Genomic DNA, 21,852 nt, shown 5'->3' on the forward strand with positions numbered 1-21,852 from the left:
CAGCGACGAAGCGGCTGAGGCCGTGCCCGCGGAAAGCGTCCGGCTGAAACGGAACGTAAAAAGCTACCAATGTTTCTCGACAAACCAAAGAGTCTCTCCTTATTGATAAAGGAGAGACTCTTTTTCGATGGTGACCACTTGCTTCGTTTCGGCTGCTTCCATGATGCCCAAAATAACTTTCAGTGATTTCAAGGCATCTTCTCCCGTGACGATCGGCTCCTGGTCCAGGCGGATGGATTCGACGAACGCATCAATGACGCCGCTCGGGGTCTGGTTGTCATTCGTTTGGATCGCTTCCAGCTGGTAGTTCACTTTCTCGCCGGATTCCATGATGAGTTCCAGCTGATACTCGTCATCGTGATAGATTTTCATAATGCCTTTCTCGCAATAAACAACGGTGCTATTATCCTCTTCCCCGTAATAGGTCCAGGAGAAGGCAGCGTTCCCGAGACGCCCTTTTTCGGTCGCCAAGCTGCAGACGATATTGTCGCATACTTCAATCGGCTCGCCGTTTTCATCCGTTTTGTGCAAAGCTCCCTGAAAGGCGCTCACTTGAATGATTTCATCATCGAGCAGGTAATGCAGCAAATCGATTTTATGGATGCCGAGGTCGCCCCCGACACCGAAGCCCGAGCGCTCCTTTTTGAAGAACCATGTCGATTTCGTTTTATTGATGCCCCAGGATTCTGGGCCCGAATGTCCGAAAGCGGTGCGGAAGGTCAAGACTTTCCCGAGCTCTCCGCTGTCCAGGATTTCGCGTGCTTTTTGGTGCGCGCGCGTAAACCGCTGATTGTGGTCGACCATCAGTTTCTTGCCGGATTTTTTCTGTGCCGCCAAAATTTCCTTGGCATGTTCGACCGTCAAGGAAATCGGTTTTTCGCACAGCACGTGCTTGCCGCTCAATAGCGCTTGTGTCGAAAATAAATGATGGTGCTCATTCGACGAACAGTCACTGATGGCTGTGATCTCGGGATCGTTGAACAATTCCTCGACGCTTTCCACATTCCGCCCGCCAAACAATTCGACCATCGCTTCAGAACGGTGGAGATTGCGGTCGTAAAAGACGATTTCATCCACATATGGATTCGCTGTATATTCCGGTGCGTGGCGCATTTTTGTAATGGCCCCGCAGCCAATAATGCCTACCTTGATGCCCATGCGATCTCCTCCTATTCTCTTTTTTGGAACACGACGGCAATGATGATGATCAAACCTTTGACAAAGCCCTGCAGATGGGGCGAAACATTCATCAAGTTCATCATATTGTTGAGGATGCCCAAGATCAAGATGCCGAAAATCGTGCCGATGATTTTGCCGCGCCCGCCTGTCATGCGCGTGCCGCCGATGATGACGGCTGCAATGGCGTCAAGTTCATATTGCGCACCGGAACTTGAAGACGAAATCGAATTCAACCGGGACGTTTCAATGACCGCCGCAACCCCGACGAGCGTCCCGATCAGCGTATAGACGCCGATCTTGATGCGATCCACACGAATGGCGGACAGCATCGCCGCTTTTTCATTCGACCCGAGCGCATAGACGTACCTGCCGAACCGCGTTTTGTGCATGACGATATAAATCAGCACCGCCATGGCGAAGAAAATGAGCACCGGCAAATCAAAAATCCATACATTGTTATTGGCGATGGCGGTGAATCCGCTCACTTCGCCCGACACGCTGCCGCCTTCTGCAATATACAGTGCGATGGAACGGGCCGCAGCCATCATGCCGAGCGTGGCGATAAACGACGCGATCCGGCCTTTCGCGACCATCAGGCCATTGAGGAATCCGGCAAATGCCCCGACCAATAAGGCCGTGAACACGCCGATTAAAATACTGCCGGATGCGTTCAATGCCAAGACGGAAATGACGCCGGCGAGCGCCAGGACAGAGCCGACTGATAAATCAATACCGCCTGACAGCATGACGACCGTCATCCCCAGCGCAATGATGCCGATGATCGACACTTGCATAAGAATGTTCAATTGGTTGTTGATATCGAGAAATCTCGGATTCATCACGGAAGCAGCGATGAAAATGATGATGAACGCAATGATGACGCTGTATTCCGACCATAGCCAGGACAGCCTGCTTTTCATGCTTGGAGATTCAGGGCTGTATTCCTTTGTGTTGATATTATCCAATATGCTCTCCCTCCCTTTTCGCGCCTGTGGCATAATGCATGATCTCTTCTTCGTTTGTCTCATCGCCTATAAACCTGGCCGTGATTTCCCCGTGGTACATGACGTTGATGACATGGCATATCCGCAACACTTCAGGGGCTTCCGATGACAGGATGATGATCGCTTTTCCCAGTTTTGCAAGCTCTAGAATCTCCTGATAGATTTCCTGCTTGGCGCCGACGTCGATGCCTTGTGTCGGGTTGTCAAAAATCAGGATATCGGTATCCGCTTCGAGCCATTTGGCGATGATCACTTTTTGCTGGTTGCCGCCGCTCAATTTGTCGATGGTGATGCGCGGATTAGCTACTTTGATGTTCAAGGCTTTTTTATAGCTGCTGAACTTTTCCAGCTCCCGCTTGTCTTGGATAAAGCCCCATCGCTCAAAATTGCCCATCGATGACAAGCTCATATTGTGGACAACGCTCAAATCTTTGATGATGGCATTTTCTTTGCGGTCTTTCGGCACATAGCCCATGCCCGCTTGCAATGCCGTTCGCGGATGGGTGATTTTCATCGCTTTGCCTTTCACTTTGATGATGCCGGTGTATTTTTTGCGGTAGCCGAATAAACTTTCAAACAGCTCCGTCCGGCCGTCTCCCGCAAGCCCGGTAAATCCGACAATCTGGCCTTTTCGAACGGTGAAGTCGATGTCCTGAAATAAGCCGGGGCTGCTCAAGCGCTCGACTTCCAGTGCCATGTCGCCGAATTCGTGCCCATGGACAAAACGCTCCTGAGAAATCGCTTTGCCGACCATCAGCTTGGTGATTTCCTCTAAATTCCCGGCCTGCATGCTATCCGTCTTCACCAGCTGGCCGTCTCGCAGCACGGTATAGCGGTCGCACACCGCTTGGATTTCCTTTAATTTATGGGAAATGTAAATGATAGACACGCCGGATTTCTTCAAGTTGCGCATCAATTCGAACAGCCGGCCCACTTCATGTTCCGCGAGCGATGTCGTCGGTTCATCCATGATGATGAGCTGTGATTTATGCAGCAGCGCTTTGGAAATCTCGATCAATTGCTTATAGGACGTGGCGAGATTGCGCACATATTCTTTCGGATTGAGAAACACGCCCAGTTCCGCCAAGATCTCACGCGTTTGGCGGCACATTTCTTCCACGTTCAAAAATCCGGCCTTGTTGCGAATTTCTGAACCTAGAAACATGTTTTCATACACTTTCAAATCATTGACCATATTCAGCTCCTGATGGATAAAGCTGATGCCATGCGCCTGGGAAATATGCGGGTTCGCCATAGTTACTTGTTTGCCTTCAATGAAGACCTGCCCGCTGTCCGGTTGGTGGATGCCGCCTAGAATATTCATCAGCGTCGATTTGCCGGCGCCGTTTTCCCCAAGCAAGGCATGAATCTCCCCTTTTTCCACTTCCAGCGTTACGTTCTTTAAAACCGGGACGCCGTTAAATGATTTGTCGATTTGGTTCATCGCCACGAAAGGCTGCGAAGTCATGTCTTAACCTCCTTATAGGAAAAGAGGAAATGCAATGGCTCCACTGCATTTCCCGGCTATTGGCTTAGAATTTTGATTCCGGATCGTAATACTCATCCACATTTTCTTTGGTCACTTGCGTCGCTTCTTTGACGACCATCGATTCAGCCGGCTCCTCGCCTTGCGCCAAATCGCCAGCGATCGTCACTGCATCTTCGACCATGGTCGGTGAATACAAGAACGTCGCTTTCATCAGCCCATCGTTTTGGATGTCTTCGAATACGCCTTTCGCGCCGCCTGCCCCTGTGACAAATTGGATATCCGTCCGGCCTGCTTCTTTAATAGCCTGCATGACGCCTAATGCCATGCCATCGTCTTGAGTGAAAACGGCATCGATTTCAGGGTTGGCCTGCAAAATGTTCTGCATGACTTCCAATGATTTCTCAGTGGAAAAGTCGCCGCTTTGCGAAGCGATGATCTCCATGCCTTCTTGCCCTTCGACTGCTTCTTTAAATCCGGCTCCGCGCTGTTCTGTTACCGAACTCGGCGGTCCCGTGATTTCGACGATTTTCCCTTCGCCATTCAATTGCTCAACGAAATATTCGCCCGCGTTAACACCGATTCCTTCGTTATCACCTTTGACAACCACTGTCGCTGCATCGTTTTCCAGTTCGCGGTCAACGATGACGAGCGGGATGCCGGCATCTTTGATTTTCTGGCCGACCGGGGTCAGTGCTGCGGATTCAATCGGCAGCATGACGATGACGTCCACACCTTGTGCGATCAAATCATCCACGTCATTCGCTTGTTTGTTCGGATCTGCTGCGTTGGTCATGACGTAATCAATGCCTTCTGATTCCTTCAACTCCATCGCCTGTTTCTCCGCGCTGTCGATCAAAGCCCCCATCCAGCCGTGCGTTGCCGAAGGAAGCGAAATGCCGATCGTCATATCTCCATCGCCTGAACCTTCATCCGTTGAACCCGAACTTTCGTTTTCTGTGCTGCCACATGCCGCAAGTCCAAAAATCGTTACGAAAGACAATAAAATGAGCAATAGTTTTTTCACTTTATTCACCCCTTAGTTTTGTATGGATCCGTTAAATGTAATCGATTACATTAATGTTCGGGACCAGCGTTCTTTCTCCCATCCCCATGATAAGCAAGCGCCGGTTTGAGCCCGTTAGCCGGTGGTCGATTCCCGGATGACCAGTTCATGGCCCAGCACTACGCTGTCGACGGTTTTCCCTTGGATCTTCTCGATTAGCATACGCGCCGCGACCGTTCCCATTTTGTACATCGGCTGGGCGACGGTGGTCAATGCCGGATTGGTCATATTGGAGAAATCAATCTTGTCGAACCCGACGACCGCGACATCATTCGGCACGTGCAAACCGGCGGCAGTGATTTCTTTTAAGGCGCCGATCGCCAGTAAATCCGATACCGCAAAGACGGCGGTCGGCCGGTCTTCGAGGCGCAGTATTTTCTTCATCGCCATCTGGCCCTGCTCAAACCCGAGCTCATGCGTGTAGAAAATATAATCGCCATTCACCGGAATATCGTGTTCACGCAATGCCCGTTCATAGCCCATCCGCCGCTCCCTGGCGTACAGGAACTTTTCGTCGGAATTCATCAGCGCGATTTTTTTGTGGCCGATCTGGATCAAATGCTTCACGGCGCGGTAAGACGCTTCCTCGCTGTCGATCGTGACATACGGGATGCCGATGCCACCCCCATATTCGCTGCATTGGATAATGGCGTAATGTTGCGCGAGTTCTTTCAAGGTCTCGACATTCACTGCCGGGTCCATTGAAATGATGCCATCCGCCATTTTTTTACGCACCAAATCGAAATAAATCTCCTCCTTTTCAGGCTTGGAATCCGTTTCGCACAACAGGATGCTGTAATTCTGGCTGAGCGCCATATTCTCAATGCCTTTGATGATTTCAAAATAAAACGGGTTGGAGATCGTCGGGATCAAGATCAGCACAATGCGGCTTTCCGAATTTCGTAAATTCCTGCCGAGCATGCTCGGCTCGTAATTCAAGTACTGGATCGCCTCCTCCACTTTCAATTTCGTTTTGGCCGTTACTTTGTCGTGGCCGTTCAATACCCGGGATACCGTGGCGACTGAAACCCCTGCATGCTTCGCTACTTGTTGTATGTTTGCCATATGCTTTTCCTTCTTTCTGACGCGACACTTCTGTTGTGAAATGAAATCGTTTACATTTTCATCATAATTTGTTCAGAATTATCTGTCAATAAATATTTTTATTGCATGAAATATATTGATTTACCTCGTTTTATTCTATATGTTAAGAATGTAATGGTTTACATGTCAGTATAATCTGAAAACTTGAATGGAGGGATTTTCATGAAATTGGGGGTTTTTACCGTCTTATTTTCTGATCGGAATTTTGAAGATATGCTGGCTTATGTGGCCTCAAAAGGCATTGAAGCGATCGAACTGGGCACCGGCGGATATCCGGGCGATGCCCATTGCAAATTGGACGAGCTGCTTGAAGACGCAGACAAGCAGCAAGCCTTTCTGAAGCAAATCGACGACGCCGGACTCTTCATCAGCGCGCTCAGCTGCCACGCCAATCCGCTGCATCCCCAAAAAGACATTTCCGGAGCGGCTGATGAGCTGCTCATCAAGACGATGCAGCTCGCTTCGAAGCTCAAGGTGCCGGTCGTCAATACCTTCTCGGGCTGCCCGGGCGACCACGAGAACGCACTATACCCAAACTGGCCGGTCGCTGCCTGGCCGAACGATTTCCAGGAAGTACTCTCTTGGCAATGGCAAAAGAAATTGATTCCTTATTGGAAAGAAAAAAACGCCTTGGCGGAATCGCTTGGCGTCAAGATTGGCTTGGAGCTGCACGGCGGTTTTTCCGTCCATACGCCTGCGACCATGCTGCGGCTGCGTGAAGCGTGCGGACCGTATATCGGCGCGAACCTCGACCCGAGCCATATGTGGTGGCAAGGCATCGATCCGGTCGAAGCGATCAAAATCCTCGGACGGGAAAACGCCATCCATCATTTCCACGCGAAAGACACCATCATCGACCAGGAAAACACCAACCGCAACGGCTTGACTGATATGACCGACTATTCCGAGATGAAAGACCGCGCCTGGTATTTCCGTACGGTCGGATTCGGCCACGGCCAAAAAACTTGGGCCGACATCGTCAGTACCTTGCGCCTCTACGGCTATGACTACGTCGTCAGCATTGAGCATGAAGATGGCCTGATGTCGATCAACGAAGGCTTCACGAAAGCAGTGGAGAATTTGAAGCCGGTCATGGTGAAGGAGTCGGTCGATGAGATGTGGTGGGTGTAGCTCCAGACCGGATCGTGGCCTATCGTGCAATAGAAAGCGGACCTCTTAAGCGGATCCCGCTTTTTTTTTTTTTGCGTCTTTATCACTCAACTCCCCTTTTTCACCTTCCTGTCCTCCTATCAGTTGGGGCTCATCATTGAGAAATTCTTCCCCAATTTATCGTTAACCCTATTCTGAAATATTTAATAATTATTAATTTCACAATATCTTTCGTTCTTTCTATTCGTTTATTTCCCGGGAAAACTGTTAGTTCCTAAGGTTTTAATGAGTATTTACTAGAAAGCGTTTACACTCCAGGGTTCTCTTTGACAAAATATCCATTTCATATGACAATGGAAATAGAATTAGAATTATTATAATCAGATAACGATATTAATTGAAGCGGCCCGCTTCGATTATTTTTTTTGCGTTGTCGGTTATGGTCATTCTAAAAAACATTCAGGAGGTAATTATTTTATGTCTTTGATCGGAAAAGAAATCCAACCATTTAACGCGTCAGCTTACCAGGCGGCGAGCGGCGACTTTATTGAGGTCACAGAAGAAAGCATGAAAGGCCAATGGAGCGTTGTGTGCTTCTACCCAGCAGACTTCACATTCGTTTGCCCAACTGAACTTGAGGACCTCCAAAGCCAGTATGCAACATTGAAAGAGCTTGGCGTGGAAGTATACTCTGTTTCTACAGACACTCACTTCACCCACAAAGCTTGGCACGACCATTCAGATGCAATCGGCAAAATCGAATACACGATGATCGGTGACCCGTCTCAGCGCATTTCACGAGGATTCGACGTCTTGAACGAAGAAGAAGGCCTTGCACAGCGCGGCACATTCATCGTCGACCCGGAAGGCATCGTCCAAGCTGCAGAAATTAACGCAGACGGCATCGGCCGCGACGCAAGCACGCTTGTCGGCAAAATCAAAGCGGCACAATACGTGCGCAATAACCCAGGCGAAGTATGCCCGGCTAAATGGGAAGAAGGCGGCGACACATTGAAGCCAAGCCTTGACCTTGTAGGCAAAATTTAAGGAGTTTTGACAATGATACTAGATGCGCAAATCAAATCTCAATTAGAGCAATACTTGCAGCTACTGGAAGGCGACGTGCTGCTCCAAGTGAGCGCCGGATCCGATAAGGTATCAACAGATATGGTCGATTTGGTGGAAGAACTATCCGCCATGTCCCCGCGCATTCAAATGGAGCGCACGGAGCTTGAGAGAACCCCGAGCTTCAGCGTCACCCGTCCTGGAGAAGTAACGGGCATCACTTTTGCCGGCATCCCGCTCGGCCACGAGTTTACATCGCTCGTCCTTGCCTTATTGCAAGTGAGCGGACGTGCGCCGAAAGCCGACGAAAAAACGATGGAACAGATTAAAGCACTCGAAGGCACATACCATTTCGAGTCTTACATCAGCTTGAGCTGCCAGAACTGCCCAGAAGTCGTGCAATCACTTAATTTGATGAGCGTCCTCAACCCGAACATCACGCATACGATGATCGACGGGGCTGCCTTCAAAGAAGAAGTCGAAAGCAAAGACATCATGGCTGTTCCGACAGTCTTCTTGAACGGCGAATCATTTGCAAGCGGCCGCATGTCGCTTGAGGAATTGCTTGCGAAACTTGGCAGCGCACCGGATGCTTCCGAATTCGAAGGCAAAGATCCGTTTGACGTGCTCGTCGTCGGCGGCGGCCCAGCTGGTGCCAGCGCGGCGATCTATGCAGCGCGTAAAGGCATCCGCACAGGCATCGTCGCGGAGCGCTTCGGTGGCCAGGTGATGGATACCTTGAGCATCGAGAACTTCGTCAGCGTCAAGCACACGGAAGGCCCGAAATTTGCGGCCAGCCTCGAAGAGCATGTGAAAGAATACGATATCGAGCTGATGAACTTGCAGCGTGCAAAACGCTTGGAGAAAAAAGAGCTGTTCGAGCTTGAACTCGAAAATGGCGCTGTCGTCAAAGGCAAGACCGTCATTCTTTCAACAGGTGCCCGCTGGCGCAATATCGGCGTTCCAGGCGAAGAGGAATTCAAGAACAAAGGCGTGGCATACTGCCCGCATTGCGATGGTCCGTTATTTGCCGGCAAAGACGTCGCGGTCATCGGCGGCGGCAACTCCGGCGTCGAAGCGGCGATCGACCTTGCAGGCATCACCAGCCATGTGACGGTGTTGGAATACAACGCAGAGCTTAAAGCGGATTCCGTTTTGCAGGACCGCCTGAAGAGCCTGCCGAACGTCACGGTGCTGACAAATGCCCGCACACAGGAAATCACCGGCACCGATAAAGTGAACGGCCTTTCCTATATCGACCTTCAAACCGGCGAAGAAAAGCATGTCGAACTATCCGGCGTCTTCGTCCAAATCGGCCTCGTGCCAAACACCGACTGGCTCGGTGACTTTGTCGAGCGCACTGCGCACGGCGAAATCGTCATCGACCAGCGCGGCGCAACGAATATGCCGGGCGTGTTTGCGGCAGGCGACTGCACAAACATCCCGTACAAACAGATCATCATTTCGATGGGCTCTGGCGCAACGGCTTCACTGAGCGCATTCGACCACCTCATCCGAAGCGATATCCCTGTTTTGGTGTAATAAAGACAAAAGGACTGCGAAGTGAATTTCTTCGCAGTCCTTTTTTATGTGTTTACTGTTTCGATTCGTGCAAACGCCGGTGAAGCTGGTGCACTTGTTCCGCGAGATCCGGTACTGGCCCATCGACGTTCGGATCTGTCAGGATTTCGGGGATGGACAAGTTGCGGACAGGCGAAGGCGCGGCTCCGAACTCTTGCATCCATTCGCCCAATTGCTGTGACGAACTCGCGTAGACGATGCGGCCGAGTCCGACCCAGCCATGCGCCGCCGCGCACATCGGACAATGCTCACCAGACGTATAGACAGTCGCTTGCGCCCGTTCTTCCGCGGCTAGATGCTCTGCCGCCCAGCGCGCGATCGCAAATTCGGGATGCTGCGTATGGTCGCCTGATGCTATGTGGTTATGGTCTTCGAACAACACAGCACCCTGAGCCGAGACGAGAATGGAACCAAAACGCGCCTGTTCGGCGAGTTCTACACAGCGATTTAAATGCTGTAGATCAGTTTCTGAGATCATAGTGGTCCTCCTTTTGATTCGTATACATTCTAAAAAAGAAACAAAGGTTAGAAGACTTCTTCCAAAGTTTTTCTGAATAGTTCATCCAACTGCGAGGTCGGATCCTCAACAGATCCTTCAAGAGACTTAGCATATGCTTCGAGACGCTCCATTTCACGTTCCACAAATTGATTGATGACGTCAATGCGTGGTTCGAGATCGAACTCCTCGCCATTCAATTTCCGGTGCAGCAACTCATTTACTTTTTCTTTCAATTCGCCTTCTTCGACACTGTCTTCAAGTAGTTCATGAAATCCAATAGGTGGCGTCGTTCTATGCTTTTCAATCCACTGGCAAGCCAGGACCGGACGCAAGACATAGAAGTATTTCTTGATTTTCACTTCCGGACCCTGCAAATATTCACGGTAGTTTTTCTTTGCCATATTCAAATAATGGTAAAGCATGGAATTCGGGAAAAACACATCGCTTTCAAGTGCCCGCATGTTATGAATAAATTCATATTGCTGATAGTAAATAATCTCACTTCTGAGCCACTCCAATAACGGAGGGTTGTTTTTCCTGAACAGGCGCAGTGCTTTGGTGATTTCCCAGCCGCTAATATCCAGTAAATCGTCGATCGGTTCTTCAATCACATCGCGTTTTGCCCCGATGCCTTGCTGGTCGATAGATAAATACCATGATGGCGGGTGAATATAGATAAAGCGAACATCGTAATCACTATCTTTCGAGGGAAATCCCCACGCTCTGCTTCCAGATTCCACCGCATAGAGGATTTTGACGTTGTGCACATGTTCAATTTCTTTTAGTTTCTGGCGAATGATGTCTTTCACCCACGTACCTCCTTGCGTATTTTAACTTCGTAAACCACGTTATTGCTATAATTTGATTATATGCCTTTTATCAAAAATACCCGCATACGCTCAAAAAAGGTCCTTATCAGCTCTTTACTCCAACTCTTCCTCTGCCAACAATTTAAACCCTTCCACGACCGTATCCTCTTCGACTTCGATCAAGATGCAACGGCGGCCATTGTAATTGACTTGTTTGACGTAACGTAAGTCTTCGGGGCCGATCTTGATTTCCGCGACTTTCGTGTTGATCTTGATCGATTTGGCCCCGTATTTTGGCACGATGTGGCTCGCTTTCATCTCGTACTGGCGGTCATCGGTCACTTGCTGGAAAGCCTGCTCCACTTTCTCGGTGCTGATGTCTTTGATGCCGCTTGCCTTCAAAACGCGTTCGACTTCCTTGGAATCGAGCATCGGCGCCGGCTCGTCCTCGTCTTCCGCTTCCACTTCTAGCATGCTGTTGATTTCATCGTAGACGCCCGCGAGCGTTCTCGAATTGACTTCATCGCCGATGACCTGCTTGACGATTTCTTCAAACACCACTTTATCGTCTTCTGCGGTGGTGATTTCGTCGCCGTTCAGCACATTTTCGATAAACTGGAAATCGGGCTTATTGGCTTTGGCCGCCGAATACAAGATGCGGTTAACATCTGCGGCGTTGTTCGTGAAACTCGGGAACAAGAATCCGCCGACCGGAGAGGACAGCTTGATGACCGGGTCTGCCATAATGTTCGACTTGAATTCCTTTTCGATAAAATCAAACACCAGCGACGATTTCGGAAGCTCGGTCTGGTTCATGCTGCTGAGGACGAACGGCGTCGTGTACACCTCATCGCGCATGGCGGCTTCCGTCTCATCAGGTTCGCGTTTCGTCGTCTTGAAATACGTGCCGCGGATGAAAGTGATGACCATGTCTTTCTCGTATGGCGTTTCTTCGACCATCTTCAAAGCGACGCGCTGCATATTGTCTTTCCAGCCTTCCGCATCGTCCGCATGAAGCCCTTCGTATAATAAATGCTGCGTATGGTCCGCTTGCCCTTCTTCGGGGCGCTGAAACTTCACTTCGAACAGCTTGATGTCGAGCTTGCCTGCTAGCACTTTCTTGAAATTAGCCAAAAACAGCTCTTGCTGCTCCCGGTCGAGCAAGGAAAACGAATGGCTCTCCTCGTGGAAGATCTCACTTGTGTCCTGCTTGATATATACATTGTAAATTTCGGCGATTTTCAGTAAATCCGTCTCCAGCTTGAATTGCTTGCGGATTTCGGCAATGTCTTTTTTATTCATTTCTATTTCCAACCCCCAGCTAATAAAATCCATGTTTCTGCAAAAAAAGAGCATCGAAAGCCTGCGCTTTTGACACTGCTCCATTATACCAGTTGAACGGCCTTGCATGTACGATGCCCGCAATTCACAGGCAGCTTTTCAAACGGCAGCTCCAGCAAAAACCGTTTGGATTTGCTGCGCAATAAGCTATGATGTCTGGAAGACGTCTCAATAAGAAACCAATATGGAGCGAGGAGCATGCAGGATATGGGCAAACGAATTGAGCATGAAATTTTATGGCAAGTCAAAACAGGCGACGAACCGATCTATTCCACTCCCATCTTCGCCACCTTCAGCAAGGGCCAGCGAGTCGTCATCTATCAATCCTGGGATTGGTATATCTACGTCCGGGAAGTGGAAACCGGGCGATTGGTTTGGCGCTATCTCTTCGGAGCGCCGAATTACGGGCGCCCTCAAGCAGCTGATGTGGACAGCGACGGCAACATCGAAATTTTCGGCGCTTCCCATGACGGCCATATTTACTGCTTGAATGAACAAGGAGAACGGATTTGGTTTCACTCAAACCTCTATTACCGCGAAGGCAGCGGACAAGTCACGTCAGCAAGTGAATGGGGAATTACCGATTCAACGAAAGAGTGGGCGGCCAATTCGTTTCTGAGGATGGATGGCAACCACGCCGAGCTCGCTATCGTTTCGGGGACCGGCGCAGGACAAAGGCGGAAAATCAGCGGAACCGAGACGGACACCATTTGGATCGAAGAGGCATTCGACACCTTGCCCGATGCCACATCAACTTATGAGATCCACCCTTTTCATGAATCCGATGTGTATTACCAGCATGCCGGCCAGTTGGTGAAAGAGCCGGATGCTTGGTACCTCTATACGACTTCCTTTGATAATCAATGCGTCAAACTGAAAGCAAGCACCGGGGAATTGATATGGAAATTTAGCTCACTTGAACAGAACGAACCGTTTCCGGCAATCGTGGATATCGACGGAGACGGAAAACTGGAATGCCTCTTCAATAGCATCGACGAGCATGTCTATTGCCTGGACGCGGAAACCGGATCGCTGAAATGGCACAACCATGCCGGGTTTGGCATCGACTGTTTCGGGAGCTATGCCGATATGGACAACGATGGCGTTTACGAATACATCATCAACGGACGGGGCGGCAGGACGCTTTATCTGGACGGCGTTACGGGCGAGACGAAATACAACTCGACGGATTGGTCGGTTTGGGCGACCAGCGAAACCAACTCAAGAGCGACGGTCTTCAATTACGAACCGGACAAAAAAGCGGTGGTATTCGGCGGCTTGGCTGGATTCGTCTATTGCTTGGACGGCCAGGCGAATACCATTTGGCGAACCCACTTGGCTGCGAATATGCGCGGGTCGACCGCTGTCTTGGACATCGATTCGGACGGAGAGCCGGAAATTCTGGTCCCGGATATGATGGGCACCCTTACGATTCTCAATAAATATGGACAAGAAATCGGGCAAGTGCATGTGAAAGGCGGCATTGAAGGCACCCCGCTTGTCGGCGATTTAGATGGAAACGGGAAAATTGAAGCATTTCTAACCAGTCTCGATGGCTACACAAAAATGATTCGATTCACTTAAAAATTACATTTTTTTACACCTGACTACCTCTTTATTTTATACAGCCTACTCCCCTTCAATTCATACGGGAGTAGGCTGTATTTCTTTTTTTGCCGCTTGTTATTGGAGATCTTTTCAAGGCGAAGGCACTCAACCACTTTCAGAAAGTTAAATGATAAATGATAAAATATAATGATTATTTATTATTAAACAATAAATGTATTCACATTTACCTATTTGTAAATTAATTATTAATAATTTGGAAATTCTATTGACACTTTATGACTATGGTAGTTATACTCACACCTAAATTGTTTAAATATTTGAGAAAATCGAATATTTTTTTAGGAGGCGCATCGATGGAATTTTCCCAGCTCTTTTCAGGTCCTTACAGTTTCATCACCGGTTATGTTTTTGTCTATCCCTTCGCAATGGCTTTGTTTTGGATAGCGGGTTCTATCCTTTTCCTCAGGACCAAGGAGTTAAAAAGCGAGCCTTTAGACATTGAAGCGTTTGATTGGCCCATGATCAGTATCCTCGTTCCTTGCTATAACGAAGAAGAAACTATCGAAGAAACCGTCCGCAACCTGGTTGGACTGTCTTATCCGAAAAAAGAAATCATTCTAATCAACGACGGTTCGAAAGATGAGACGAGCGGGATCATCAGAAGATTGGCCGCGCAATACGGGGATGTCCGGGCAATCCAGCTGCATGAAAACCGCGGCAAAGCCAACGCTTTGCAAGTTGGCTTGTTCGCTTCTAGATCGGAATACCTCATTTGCGTCGATTCGGATGCCTTGCTGGCCGATACCGCTCCCTATTATTTGATCCATCATTTCTTCAAACAAGGAGAACGGGTCGGCGCTGTAACTGGCAATCCCACGATCCGCAACCGCAACAACTTGCTTAGCCGGATGCAGCTGGTCGAATACGCTTCGATTATCGGGGCGATCAAGCGGACGCAACGGCTGCTTGGAAAAGTAATGACCGTTTCCGGTGTGGTCGTCGCTTACCGCAAAAAAGCGCTCGTCGATGTCGGCTTATGGGACCGCGACATGATCACCGAAGACATCGCGGTCAGCTGGAAACTCCAAAAGCGTTTCTGGGATATCCGCTACGAACCCCGTGCGCTGTGCTGGATGCTGGTGCCGGAAACCGTATCGGGCATTTGGAAACAGCGGGTCCGCTGGGCACAAGGCGGGCAGGAAGTTATCCTGCGCCACTGGAAAGTGCTGTTCAACTGGAAACAGCGCAGAATCTGGCTCATTTATCTTGAACAATGGTTCAGTATCCTTTGGGCCTTCTGCTGGCTGTTCGTGACGCTGCTATTGCTGGCAACGGCGAACACGCTGCAAGAAATGCTCATTTGGCTCACCTTCAGCTCTTTTGCCTTAGTGTTCATCAGCCTGATTCAATTATTCATTGCCCTGTCCATTGACTCCCGCTATAACGGGAAATTGAAATACTATTTCTGGGCTGCTTGGTATCCCGCACTTTATTGGATGATCAATACCGCTGTCGTCATCGCAGCCATCCCGAAAACAATCTCATCTCGCCTTAAAGGAGGTTACGCTGTATGGAACAGCCCAGACCGCGGTATGAAGAAGAAAGTTTCTTGATTGTCGTCAAACGCTCCTGGATTTACGCCAGCGTCGATTTCATCTTTTCAATGATCTGCTGGCTTTATAGTGTGTTGGTGGTCATCGTGGTTGTATCGGCCACGGTCGGATCCAATAACATCTTCACAAGAGTGATGAACTCTTCATTCAACATGATCAACCAAGACATCCGCCTGTTCATTGCCACAGCACTTGCCGTTTTCCTGCTCTTTTACGCTTTGCTGTTTATCAATCACATCTACAATAAAAAGAGGTTCGGCACGTTGAGAAGACGGCGCTATCCTGCTCCTACGAGCAATGCCGAACTTAAATCCTTGGGGTTGATGGATATCGAAGCGATCGAGAAGCTACAAGGCGAGGATTATGCCGTTTTTGAAACAAACCCAATTGTCCCGCTTGGAGGTGAGAGCGTTGATCAAAAAGATCTTTATTTGGACGACCATTATCGCATTAATTAGCTTGTTTTTCCTATCGCGAAAAGACCTTTTCGTCGAGGCTTTCTCAGAAGACAAGCCCGCCATGTCCTTTCCTGAAAAATTGATCGAGAACGGCTGTCTCGGATTGAATTACCACCGTGTCCAAAACGACGACTTGCTTGTTAAATCGGCACGCAGTGTGCTGCAAACCAACGAGCTGGTGCAATACAGCGTGTTGCAAAGTGAATTTAAAGCACAAATCGATGCTTTGGTGGCAGCAGATGCGAACTTTTTGAACGAAGAACAATTATTGAAAGCGAAAGCGAGTGGCGACTTTCCTGAAAAATGCGTATGGATTTCATTTGATGATATCGATGTCTCGGTTTATGAAAATGCTTTTCCAATCTTAAAAGAAGCAAATGTTCCCTTTACCTTGTTCGTCATTGCAGGGCAAGTCGGCAATAAGGACTTCAGCAACTTGGAAATGTCTACTTGGGACCAGCTACGGGAGATGAAAAACAGCGGCCTGGCTGATTTTGGCTCCCACACCTTCGATATGCATCGCTTCGAAGGCGATACACCCGTCTTTTTGATCCCCGAGCAAATTGATGCGTTCAAAAAAGACCTGAAAAAAAGCGTCGAAACGATCGAATCGGAACTGGGTGTTGAGGTAAAAAGTTTCGCTTATCCTTACGGCAACACCAACGAACGGGTGGTTCGCGCATTGAAGGAGCAAGGGCTTGAGGCCGGCCATATTCTAGCTCCCCAAACCATCCGGCCATCAGATGACAATTATTGGATCAACCGGATCATCGTCAATCAAACCACTTTTGATGACGTACTGCTTCCTTATTTGGAAGATAACTAAGTTTTGCAACCACTACTACAGCGCTTGTTGCTTCTGGGCGTTTGGTGAGGAAGCTCCTTTCTATGCGGAGCTTTCCTTTTTTGTTCAATAAACCAGTTTTGCGCTATCTTCATTTGGCCTCAGCGAAACAATATTTCTTCATCTCGAACTTTCAATTGCCCGTTTCTCCCGCCACGCTGAATAAAGTAATATAAAGGCGGAATGATAATGAAAAAATGGATTTCCCTGATTGCCTTGTTCATGCTGGCCGGCTGTTCCATGCAGCCGGTCCAGCCAACCGAAGATACAAGGAAATATACACACGGCGTGTCCATCATCGGAAACTCGGTGTTATGGTCTGAAAAAAGCGAGGAACAGCGCAAGGATGGCTGGACCCATGATATTTATAAAAAAGAAATCGGCGAAAGCCAATTCGACACACTCGTTTCCAATCCCGAAGCACAAGAACCGGTCAGCGCCAGTTCAACCGATGAAACGACCATCATTACCTACGAGGACGGCTATGATTCAAGCAATAATGTTTCCCAGCGCTATAAACTCTATGATGACAATTGGCAGCTATTGCATGAAGGCACCTTGCGCGACGGCGGGCATTCCGGGCACACAGCTTCGACAAATGCGCATCACGTCCTTTTTTGGTCCCATGGCTGGGTTAACGGCGGCGGTGTCAATGACCTCGGTTCAGGCAAGGAAGTCATCGTCTCAACCGTTTCAAATGAAGGCAAGGTTCTGCATGAAATAAACCTATCCCAACCAGACGACCGCGACAGCTGGCCGATGCTCGCCGCTTCTGAAGATAATGCACTGCTCGTTTGGCAGCAGTTCAATGACGACGCGAGCGAAGCCGCCCTCCGTTTTGCCGTTTATGATCCAGAGGCAAACGAACTGACCGGCACGCCAACCGAATTATTGCCGCAAGTGGACTTTTATATTTACAGTGTTTCTTATGTACCCGAAGCACAACAATACGTCGTCGCTGCCCAGACAGATCAAGGCGGCACTTTATCATTGCTGTCAAAAGAAGGGGAACTCCTCGACCAAATCACGTCCCCCCGCCTGGTCCGGGAAGCCGCCCCGGCTATAGAAGGAAATACATTGGTCTTCCCGCAGCTGCCCGCGAATTATTTCACCGTCCACATTTCGGACGATCAGCTCCAGCTGAATTCTTCTGATTCATTGGATATCAGCTGGGGAACGTCCGGCACCACCGGCGTATTTCTCGATGAGCGCCGTGTGTATTTTGCGACTTTGAACAAAGAAGGCTTGCAGGAAGTGACGGTGGAGTTGGACGAAGCAGTTCAATAACTACACATATAAAAATAAGGAGTCATCCCTAAGCAACTTAGGGATGACTCCTTATTTATTTTTCCAGACAGTCGCCGTTTTAAAGGATCAACAGCAAGACCGGAATGGTAACGATGCTCGCCAAGGTGCTGACGAACATCGCGCTCGACACCATATCCGGGTTCATATCGAATTTGATAGCCAACAGCGTCGTCGTGGCCGCCGCCGGAGTCGCCGCAGAAATGAGCAGCACTTTTGCTTCCAGTGACCCACCCGGATACAGCCAGGCCAACAGCACGAACGCGATCGCCGGGAACGCGGCCAGTTTCAGCACAGCCGCCGTCCCGATAAACTTCAGCACGGTCTTGATCTGAATCGATGCCAAGGTAATTCCGAGCAGCGTCAACAGCACCGGCACAGCCGCCTGCCCAAGCAAGCCCGTCGCATTGCCAATCGCCTCAGGAACCGCGATGCCCGCTATTTTCAGAATCAGCCCGATGGTGATGGCAATAAACCCAGGCATGCGGATGATGGTAATGAAAATCGCCTTCTTGGACACATCCGCATGGTTCGAAGCATAAAAGATGCCAGCCGAATTCATCAGCAAAGATTGCATGACGACGTAAATAATGGCGATCGCCATCCCTTCGTCCCCAAAGGCGAACAACACGATCGGCAAGCCGTAATTCCCGGTATTCGGAAACGCACTCGCGAGCATCATCGTGTTGCGGTACGACAGATTCCATCTAAATACGATGCCGAGAAGCTGAATCAGCACCGCAAACAAGACGAATAACAACACCGCAAACAGCACAATCCGCCCCAAATCCCCCAAATCCAAGGAAGATGTCGTGACAGAATGGAAAAATAAGGCCGGGCTGAACACATAGATGCACAAATCCGACACCGGCTTCTTTTCTATGTCCATGAATCGGCCAACAAAAAAACCGATGCCGAGCAAAATAAAGACCGGCAAAATGACATTGATGATTTCCGTAACAACCACGACATTCACTCTCCATCAGAAAGAGGGAAAGGATTTCTCCCCTCCCTCAGATTATAATTAATTAAATGAAAAACGGTATAAATATACTGGCCAATAACAAGATCAATGCACCGCCGAGACGGGATGAAATTTGCGCAAATGGCATCAATTCCATGCGTCTTGCCGCAGACAGTACCGCGACATCGCCGGTTCCGCCCATATTCGCCATGCATAGCCCTGCTGTGATGGCCGCTTCGATTGGATAGAAGCCCATGAATTTCCCGACGACGCCGGCACCGATGACAGCACCGATAACGACAGCCAAGACAATGAGCACGTATTGAATGCTCAAGGCATTGAGCACGGCTTCAAGGTCCGTATATGCGACCCCAATGCCGACCAATAACGCATTAGTCCAGTTGCGCGCCACGAACTCATACCACTGGCTCGCGCCTTCTACGATAATTTCCGGCATGACGTTGGCAACTTTGAGCGCTGCCACCAAAACGATCATGATCGCGTACGGATGAAGCGGGATAAAATCACCCAATAAGTTCCCTAAAATATAGAACGATACCGCAGCCAAGACGCCGATGCCCATTTTCGCCAAATCGTAGCTAGGCGTTTCTTTTTTCTCGTAATGAAAATTGCGGATCAGCTGGCCATTCCCCGTCAAACTCGGGTATTTATCGCCGATCAAGTTCAATACACTCGCCAAGATGATGGCGAAGACATTCCCGAGCGCCAAAGCTGGGACGAGTATCGATAAATAATAGCCAGGTTCATTGCCAAGCATTTCCGAATAGACTTGGGACATCGGCACAGCGCCTGCCCCCATACCGCCGCCCATGATCGGCATGGCGATGACAAGCACCGCTTCCTGGATGCTGAAGCCTAATACCATTCCGACTAAGGCAGCCAGTCCAACCGCTCCTGCGACCGCAGCAAGCAATGGCAAGGCGTAGCGGACGCCCGCTTTCACCAGGATCTTCGATTCCATCCCCAAAATACTGCCGGTAATCAAAGCCGCAATATAGAAGTTGAGGAAATCGCCGTCTTTCATGAATTCTGTAATTCCCGCCGTCGTGCTTTCAGGCATAAGACCACTATAGACCATATAAGCGGATCCGAAAATAGCGACAATTGCGCCGCCTCCGAGGAACGTGCGGACGATTGGCATATGATTGCCGAACCAGCCCAATAATTCACCGAGCACCATGGTAATGAGCAACGCGCCGATCATGCCGGCCGGCAAGTTTTCGGTATACATCGCATAGATCGCAATAACCGCGAAAACTGCGAACCATAGAAACGGCATGTTAAAAATCGTGAATTTGTCTTTCAAATTTCTCGCCGGCAACTGCGGCGGAATCTTATTTGTTTCCTTCATCGTTGGACACCTCGTTTTCTTGAGCTTGCGCTATTAAGGTAAGCGCTTTCAATGTATTTCATATTTTAGACAAACTTCAGACAACTTCTAGCTTATGAAAGTATTGGTTTTATTGTAATTAAAAAAAGCAGCCGAAAGAAATCGGCTGCGGATGGTAGGTATTTCCCAAAATAGCGATGGAGAGATCTTTTGATTGATTCATTCTATGTTTCTTTTTAAAGAAACAAGTGAATATAAATAGGAAATATTGTTTTTCTGTCATGGGGCTTTTTCGGAAAGAATTCCGGTAGAAATCGGTTCAAAACAAGTCGGTATTTCAGGCATTTACCAGCCAGGATAGTCCGCACACTCATACTTGGCTGTGTTGCTAAGGAGGATGATACATGATGAGCCATACGCAAGAAGAGCTAACCGCACGATTACAGGAAAATACGACACGTTCAAAAAAAGAGAAATTGGCTATCATTAATAAGGAAATTCCTTTTCAGGAAGATAGCCGCGGTTTAGACCCCCGAGTAAAAGAATTCCTTACTAACGAAGCCGATCCGCACGGCAGGCGCCCACTCGAAATCGACGACTTGGAGATTACCCGAAAAAGAGTGGAACTCAATAACAAAGATTTAAGCAGCGGAATTCGTTCGGAAGCGTTAAAAATACCGGTGGAAGATCATGAAGTTTCTTTAAATATCTATAACCGCACAACAGAAAAAAAGCCGGTCCTCGTTTACCTTCACGGTGGAGGTTTTTTTGAGCGGGATACGGATGTGATGGAAAATATCTGCAAGTTCTTAGCGCAAGAAACACATGCTGTGGTAGTGGGGGTGGAATACCGCCTGGCGCCGGAGTACCCTTATCAGGACGGCTTGAACGATTGTCACGGGGCCGTGCGATATATTTATGAAAATCCCGAAAAGTTTCATGCTGATGTTGATCAGATAGGCCTTGTGGGAGATAGTGTCGGGGGAAATCTTGCTCTGGGAGTACATCAATTGAGTTTAGAGGAGAAATGGAACATATGTTATATAGGCATGCTCTGCCCACTGGTGGATTTATCGGACATCTCAAGAAATACGTGGAATATAAACCATTATGATATGTCGAAGGATGCCGAGTTGATTCGCCAGGAACTGGTGACCATGAAAGATTCTCTAAGTTTCATTCAGGCGCTCTATCTCACTAATTTAGAAGATGTATTTCTGCCGCTTGTTTCTCCTCTACTGCGTGCAGATAAGACCAACTTGCCGCCTACAACAATCGTGACAGCCGAGTTCGATTTTTTGCGAATTCAAGGAGAAGAGTTTTCCGCCCAATTGCTGGAAGCAGGAGTTCCCGTCCGGCATTTTAACTATAAAGGAATGGATCATGCATTTGTCAGAAAGCTCGGCTACTACCCCCAAGCAGCCGATGCAATCAAAGAAGTTTCCAGCCATTTTTTAGAGGTGTTGCAAAAATAAAGGCTTTTTAAGTTTATGACATCAAAGAA

At 48.9% G+C, this 21,852-nt stretch carries 19 protein-coding genes; 9 read left to right on the plus strand and 10 right to left on the minus strand.

The window, feature by feature from the left end; all coding sequences use genetic code 11:
• Positions 1-99: 99 nt before the first annotated feature.
• The 5 genes from ON064_RS10005 to ON064_RS10025 all read right to left on the minus strand — a co-directional run bounded on the left by ON064_RS10005 (position 100) and on the right by ON064_RS10025 (position 5,800).
• Complete coding sequence (locus tag ON064_RS10005) at positions 100-1,158, minus strand: Gfo/Idh/MocA family protein (RefSeq protein ID WP_274624631.1); 1,059 nt, start codon at positions 1,156-1,158, stop codon at positions 100-102.
• A gap of 11 nt (positions 1,159-1,169) precedes the next feature.
• Entirely contained in the window at positions 1,170-2,144 is a 975-nt protein-coding gene (locus ON064_RS10010; protein ID WP_237150650.1) for an ABC transporter permease, read from the minus strand.
• Positions 2,137-3,651 (minus strand): sugar ABC transporter ATP-binding protein, encoded by a 1,515-nt coding sequence (locus ON064_RS10015; RefSeq protein WP_274624632.1) that lies wholly within the window; start codon positions 3,649-3,651, stop codon positions 2,137-2,139. Before ON064_RS10015 ends, ON064_RS10010 begins: the two co-directional genes overlap by 8 nt.
• Before the next feature lie 64 nt (positions 3,652-3,715).
• Positions 3,716-4,696, minus strand: a complete 981-nt coding sequence (locus ON064_RS10020) for a substrate-binding domain-containing protein (RefSeq protein ID WP_274624633.1) — start codon at positions 4,694-4,696, stop codon at positions 3,716-3,718.
• Positions 4,697-4,810: 114 nt separating this feature from the next.
• Positions 4,811-5,800, minus strand: a complete 990-nt coding sequence (locus ON064_RS10025; protein ID WP_121299333.1) for a LacI family DNA-binding transcriptional regulator — start codon at positions 5,798-5,800, stop codon at positions 4,811-4,813.
• A 201-nt stretch (positions 5,801-6,001) separates the two neighbouring features.
• Here ON064_RS10025 and ON064_RS10030 point away from each other — a divergent pair, with 201 nt between their 5' ends.
• The 3 genes from ON064_RS10030 (at position 6,002) to ahpF (ending at position 9,556) form a co-directional block, all read left to right on the plus strand.
• Positions 6,002-6,970 (plus strand): sugar phosphate isomerase/epimerase family protein, encoded by a 969-nt coding sequence (locus tag ON064_RS10030; protein ID WP_274624634.1) that lies wholly within the window; start codon positions 6,002-6,004, stop codon positions 6,968-6,970.
• A gap of 456 nt (positions 6,971-7,426) precedes the next feature.
• Positions 7,427-7,996 carry an alkyl hydroperoxide reductase subunit C gene (gene ahpC / locus ON064_RS10035; RefSeq protein WP_274624635.1) on the plus strand — a complete coding sequence of 190 codons (570 nt, stop codon included), beginning with the start codon at positions 7,427-7,429 and terminating at the stop codon, positions 7,994-7,996.
• Between the two features lie 12 nt (positions 7,997-8,008).
• A complete protein-coding gene (ahpF, locus tag ON064_RS10040) occupies positions 8,009-9,556 on the plus strand; it encodes an alkyl hydroperoxide reductase subunit F (protein WP_274624636.1) in 1,548 nt (515 codons plus the stop codon).
• 52 nt (positions 9,557-9,608) lie between these two features.
• On the opposite strand, the gene ON064_RS10045 is transcribed toward ahpF, so the two are convergent.
• The 3 genes from ON064_RS10045 to ON064_RS10055 all read right to left on the minus strand — a co-directional run bounded on the left by ON064_RS10045 (position 9,609) and on the right by ON064_RS10055 (position 12,205).
• Positions 9,609-10,073 carry a nucleoside deaminase gene (locus tag ON064_RS10045; protein WP_274624637.1) on the minus strand — a complete coding sequence of 155 codons (465 nt, stop codon included), beginning with the start codon at positions 10,071-10,073 and terminating at the stop codon, positions 9,609-9,611.
• Between the two features lie 47 nt (positions 10,074-10,120).
• A complete protein-coding gene (locus tag ON064_RS10050) occupies positions 10,121-10,903 on the minus strand; it encodes a nucleotidyltransferase domain-containing protein (protein WP_274624638.1) in 783 nt (260 codons plus the stop codon).
• 114 nt (positions 10,904-11,017) lie between these two features.
• On the minus strand, positions 11,018-12,205 hold the full coding sequence (locus ON064_RS10055; RefSeq protein WP_274624639.1) for a DUF4317 domain-containing protein: 1,188 nt from the start codon (positions 12,203-12,205) through the stop codon (positions 11,018-11,020).
• Between the two features lie 246 nt (positions 12,206-12,451).
• Between ON064_RS10055 and ON064_RS10060 the strand changes: the two genes are divergently transcribed.
• The 5 genes from ON064_RS10060 to ON064_RS10080 all read left to right on the plus strand — a co-directional run bounded on the left by ON064_RS10060 (position 12,452) and on the right by ON064_RS10080 (position 18,015).
• The gene (locus tag ON064_RS10060; RefSeq protein ID WP_274624640.1) at positions 12,452-13,828 is read left to right on the plus strand and encodes an outer membrane protein assembly factor BamB family protein; all 1,377 of its coding nucleotides are present in this window, start codon (positions 12,452-12,454) and stop codon (positions 13,826-13,828) included.
• A gap of 338 nt (positions 13,829-14,166) precedes the next feature.
• Complete coding sequence (pgaC, locus tag ON064_RS10065) at positions 14,167-15,426, plus strand: poly-beta-1,6-N-acetyl-D-glucosamine synthase (protein WP_274624641.1); 1,260 nt, start codon at positions 14,167-14,169, stop codon at positions 15,424-15,426.
• Positions 15,384-15,884, plus strand: a complete 501-nt coding sequence (locus ON064_RS10070) for a hypothetical protein (RefSeq protein ID WP_274624642.1) — start codon at positions 15,384-15,386, stop codon at positions 15,882-15,884. The genes pgaC and ON064_RS10070 overlap by 43 nt, the downstream gene beginning before the upstream one ends.
• Positions 15,838-16,710 carry a polysaccharide deacetylase family protein gene (locus ON064_RS10075; RefSeq protein WP_274624643.1) on the plus strand — a complete coding sequence of 291 codons (873 nt, stop codon included), beginning with the start codon at positions 15,838-15,840 and terminating at the stop codon, positions 16,708-16,710. Before ON064_RS10070 ends, ON064_RS10075 begins: the two co-directional genes overlap by 47 nt.
• A gap of 207 nt (positions 16,711-16,917) precedes the next feature.
• Positions 16,918-18,015, plus strand: coding sequence for a hypothetical protein (locus ON064_RS10080; protein WP_274624644.1), 1,098 nt, complete (start codon positions 16,918-16,920; stop codon positions 18,013-18,015).
• A 79-nt stretch (positions 18,016-18,094) separates the two neighbouring features.
• Here ON064_RS10080 and ON064_RS10085 read toward each other — a convergent pair whose 3' ends face one another.
• The gene (locus tag ON064_RS10085) at positions 18,095-19,000 is read right to left on the minus strand and encodes an AEC family transporter (RefSeq protein WP_274624645.1); all 906 of its coding nucleotides are present in this window, start codon (positions 18,998-19,000) and stop codon (positions 18,095-18,097) included.
• A 61-nt stretch (positions 19,001-19,061) separates the two neighbouring features.
• Positions 19,062-20,369: a 2-hydroxycarboxylate transporter family protein gene (locus ON064_RS10090; RefSeq protein WP_274624646.1), complete on the minus strand. Its 1,308-nt coding sequence runs from the start codon at positions 20,367-20,369 to the stop codon at positions 19,062-19,064.
• Positions 20,370-20,752: 383 nt separating this feature from the next.
• Between ON064_RS10090 and ON064_RS10095 the strand changes: the two genes are divergently transcribed.
• Positions 20,753-21,823 carry an alpha/beta hydrolase gene (locus tag ON064_RS10095; RefSeq protein ID WP_274624647.1) on the plus strand — a complete coding sequence of 357 codons (1,071 nt, stop codon included), beginning with the start codon at positions 20,753-20,755 and terminating at the stop codon, positions 21,821-21,823.
• Positions 21,824-21,852: the final 29 nt, after the last annotated feature.

The sequence above is a fragment of the Planococcus sp. A6 genome (genome assembly GCF_028823615.1).
GTDB lineage: Bacteria > Bacillota > Bacilli > Bacillales_A > Planococcaceae > Planococcus.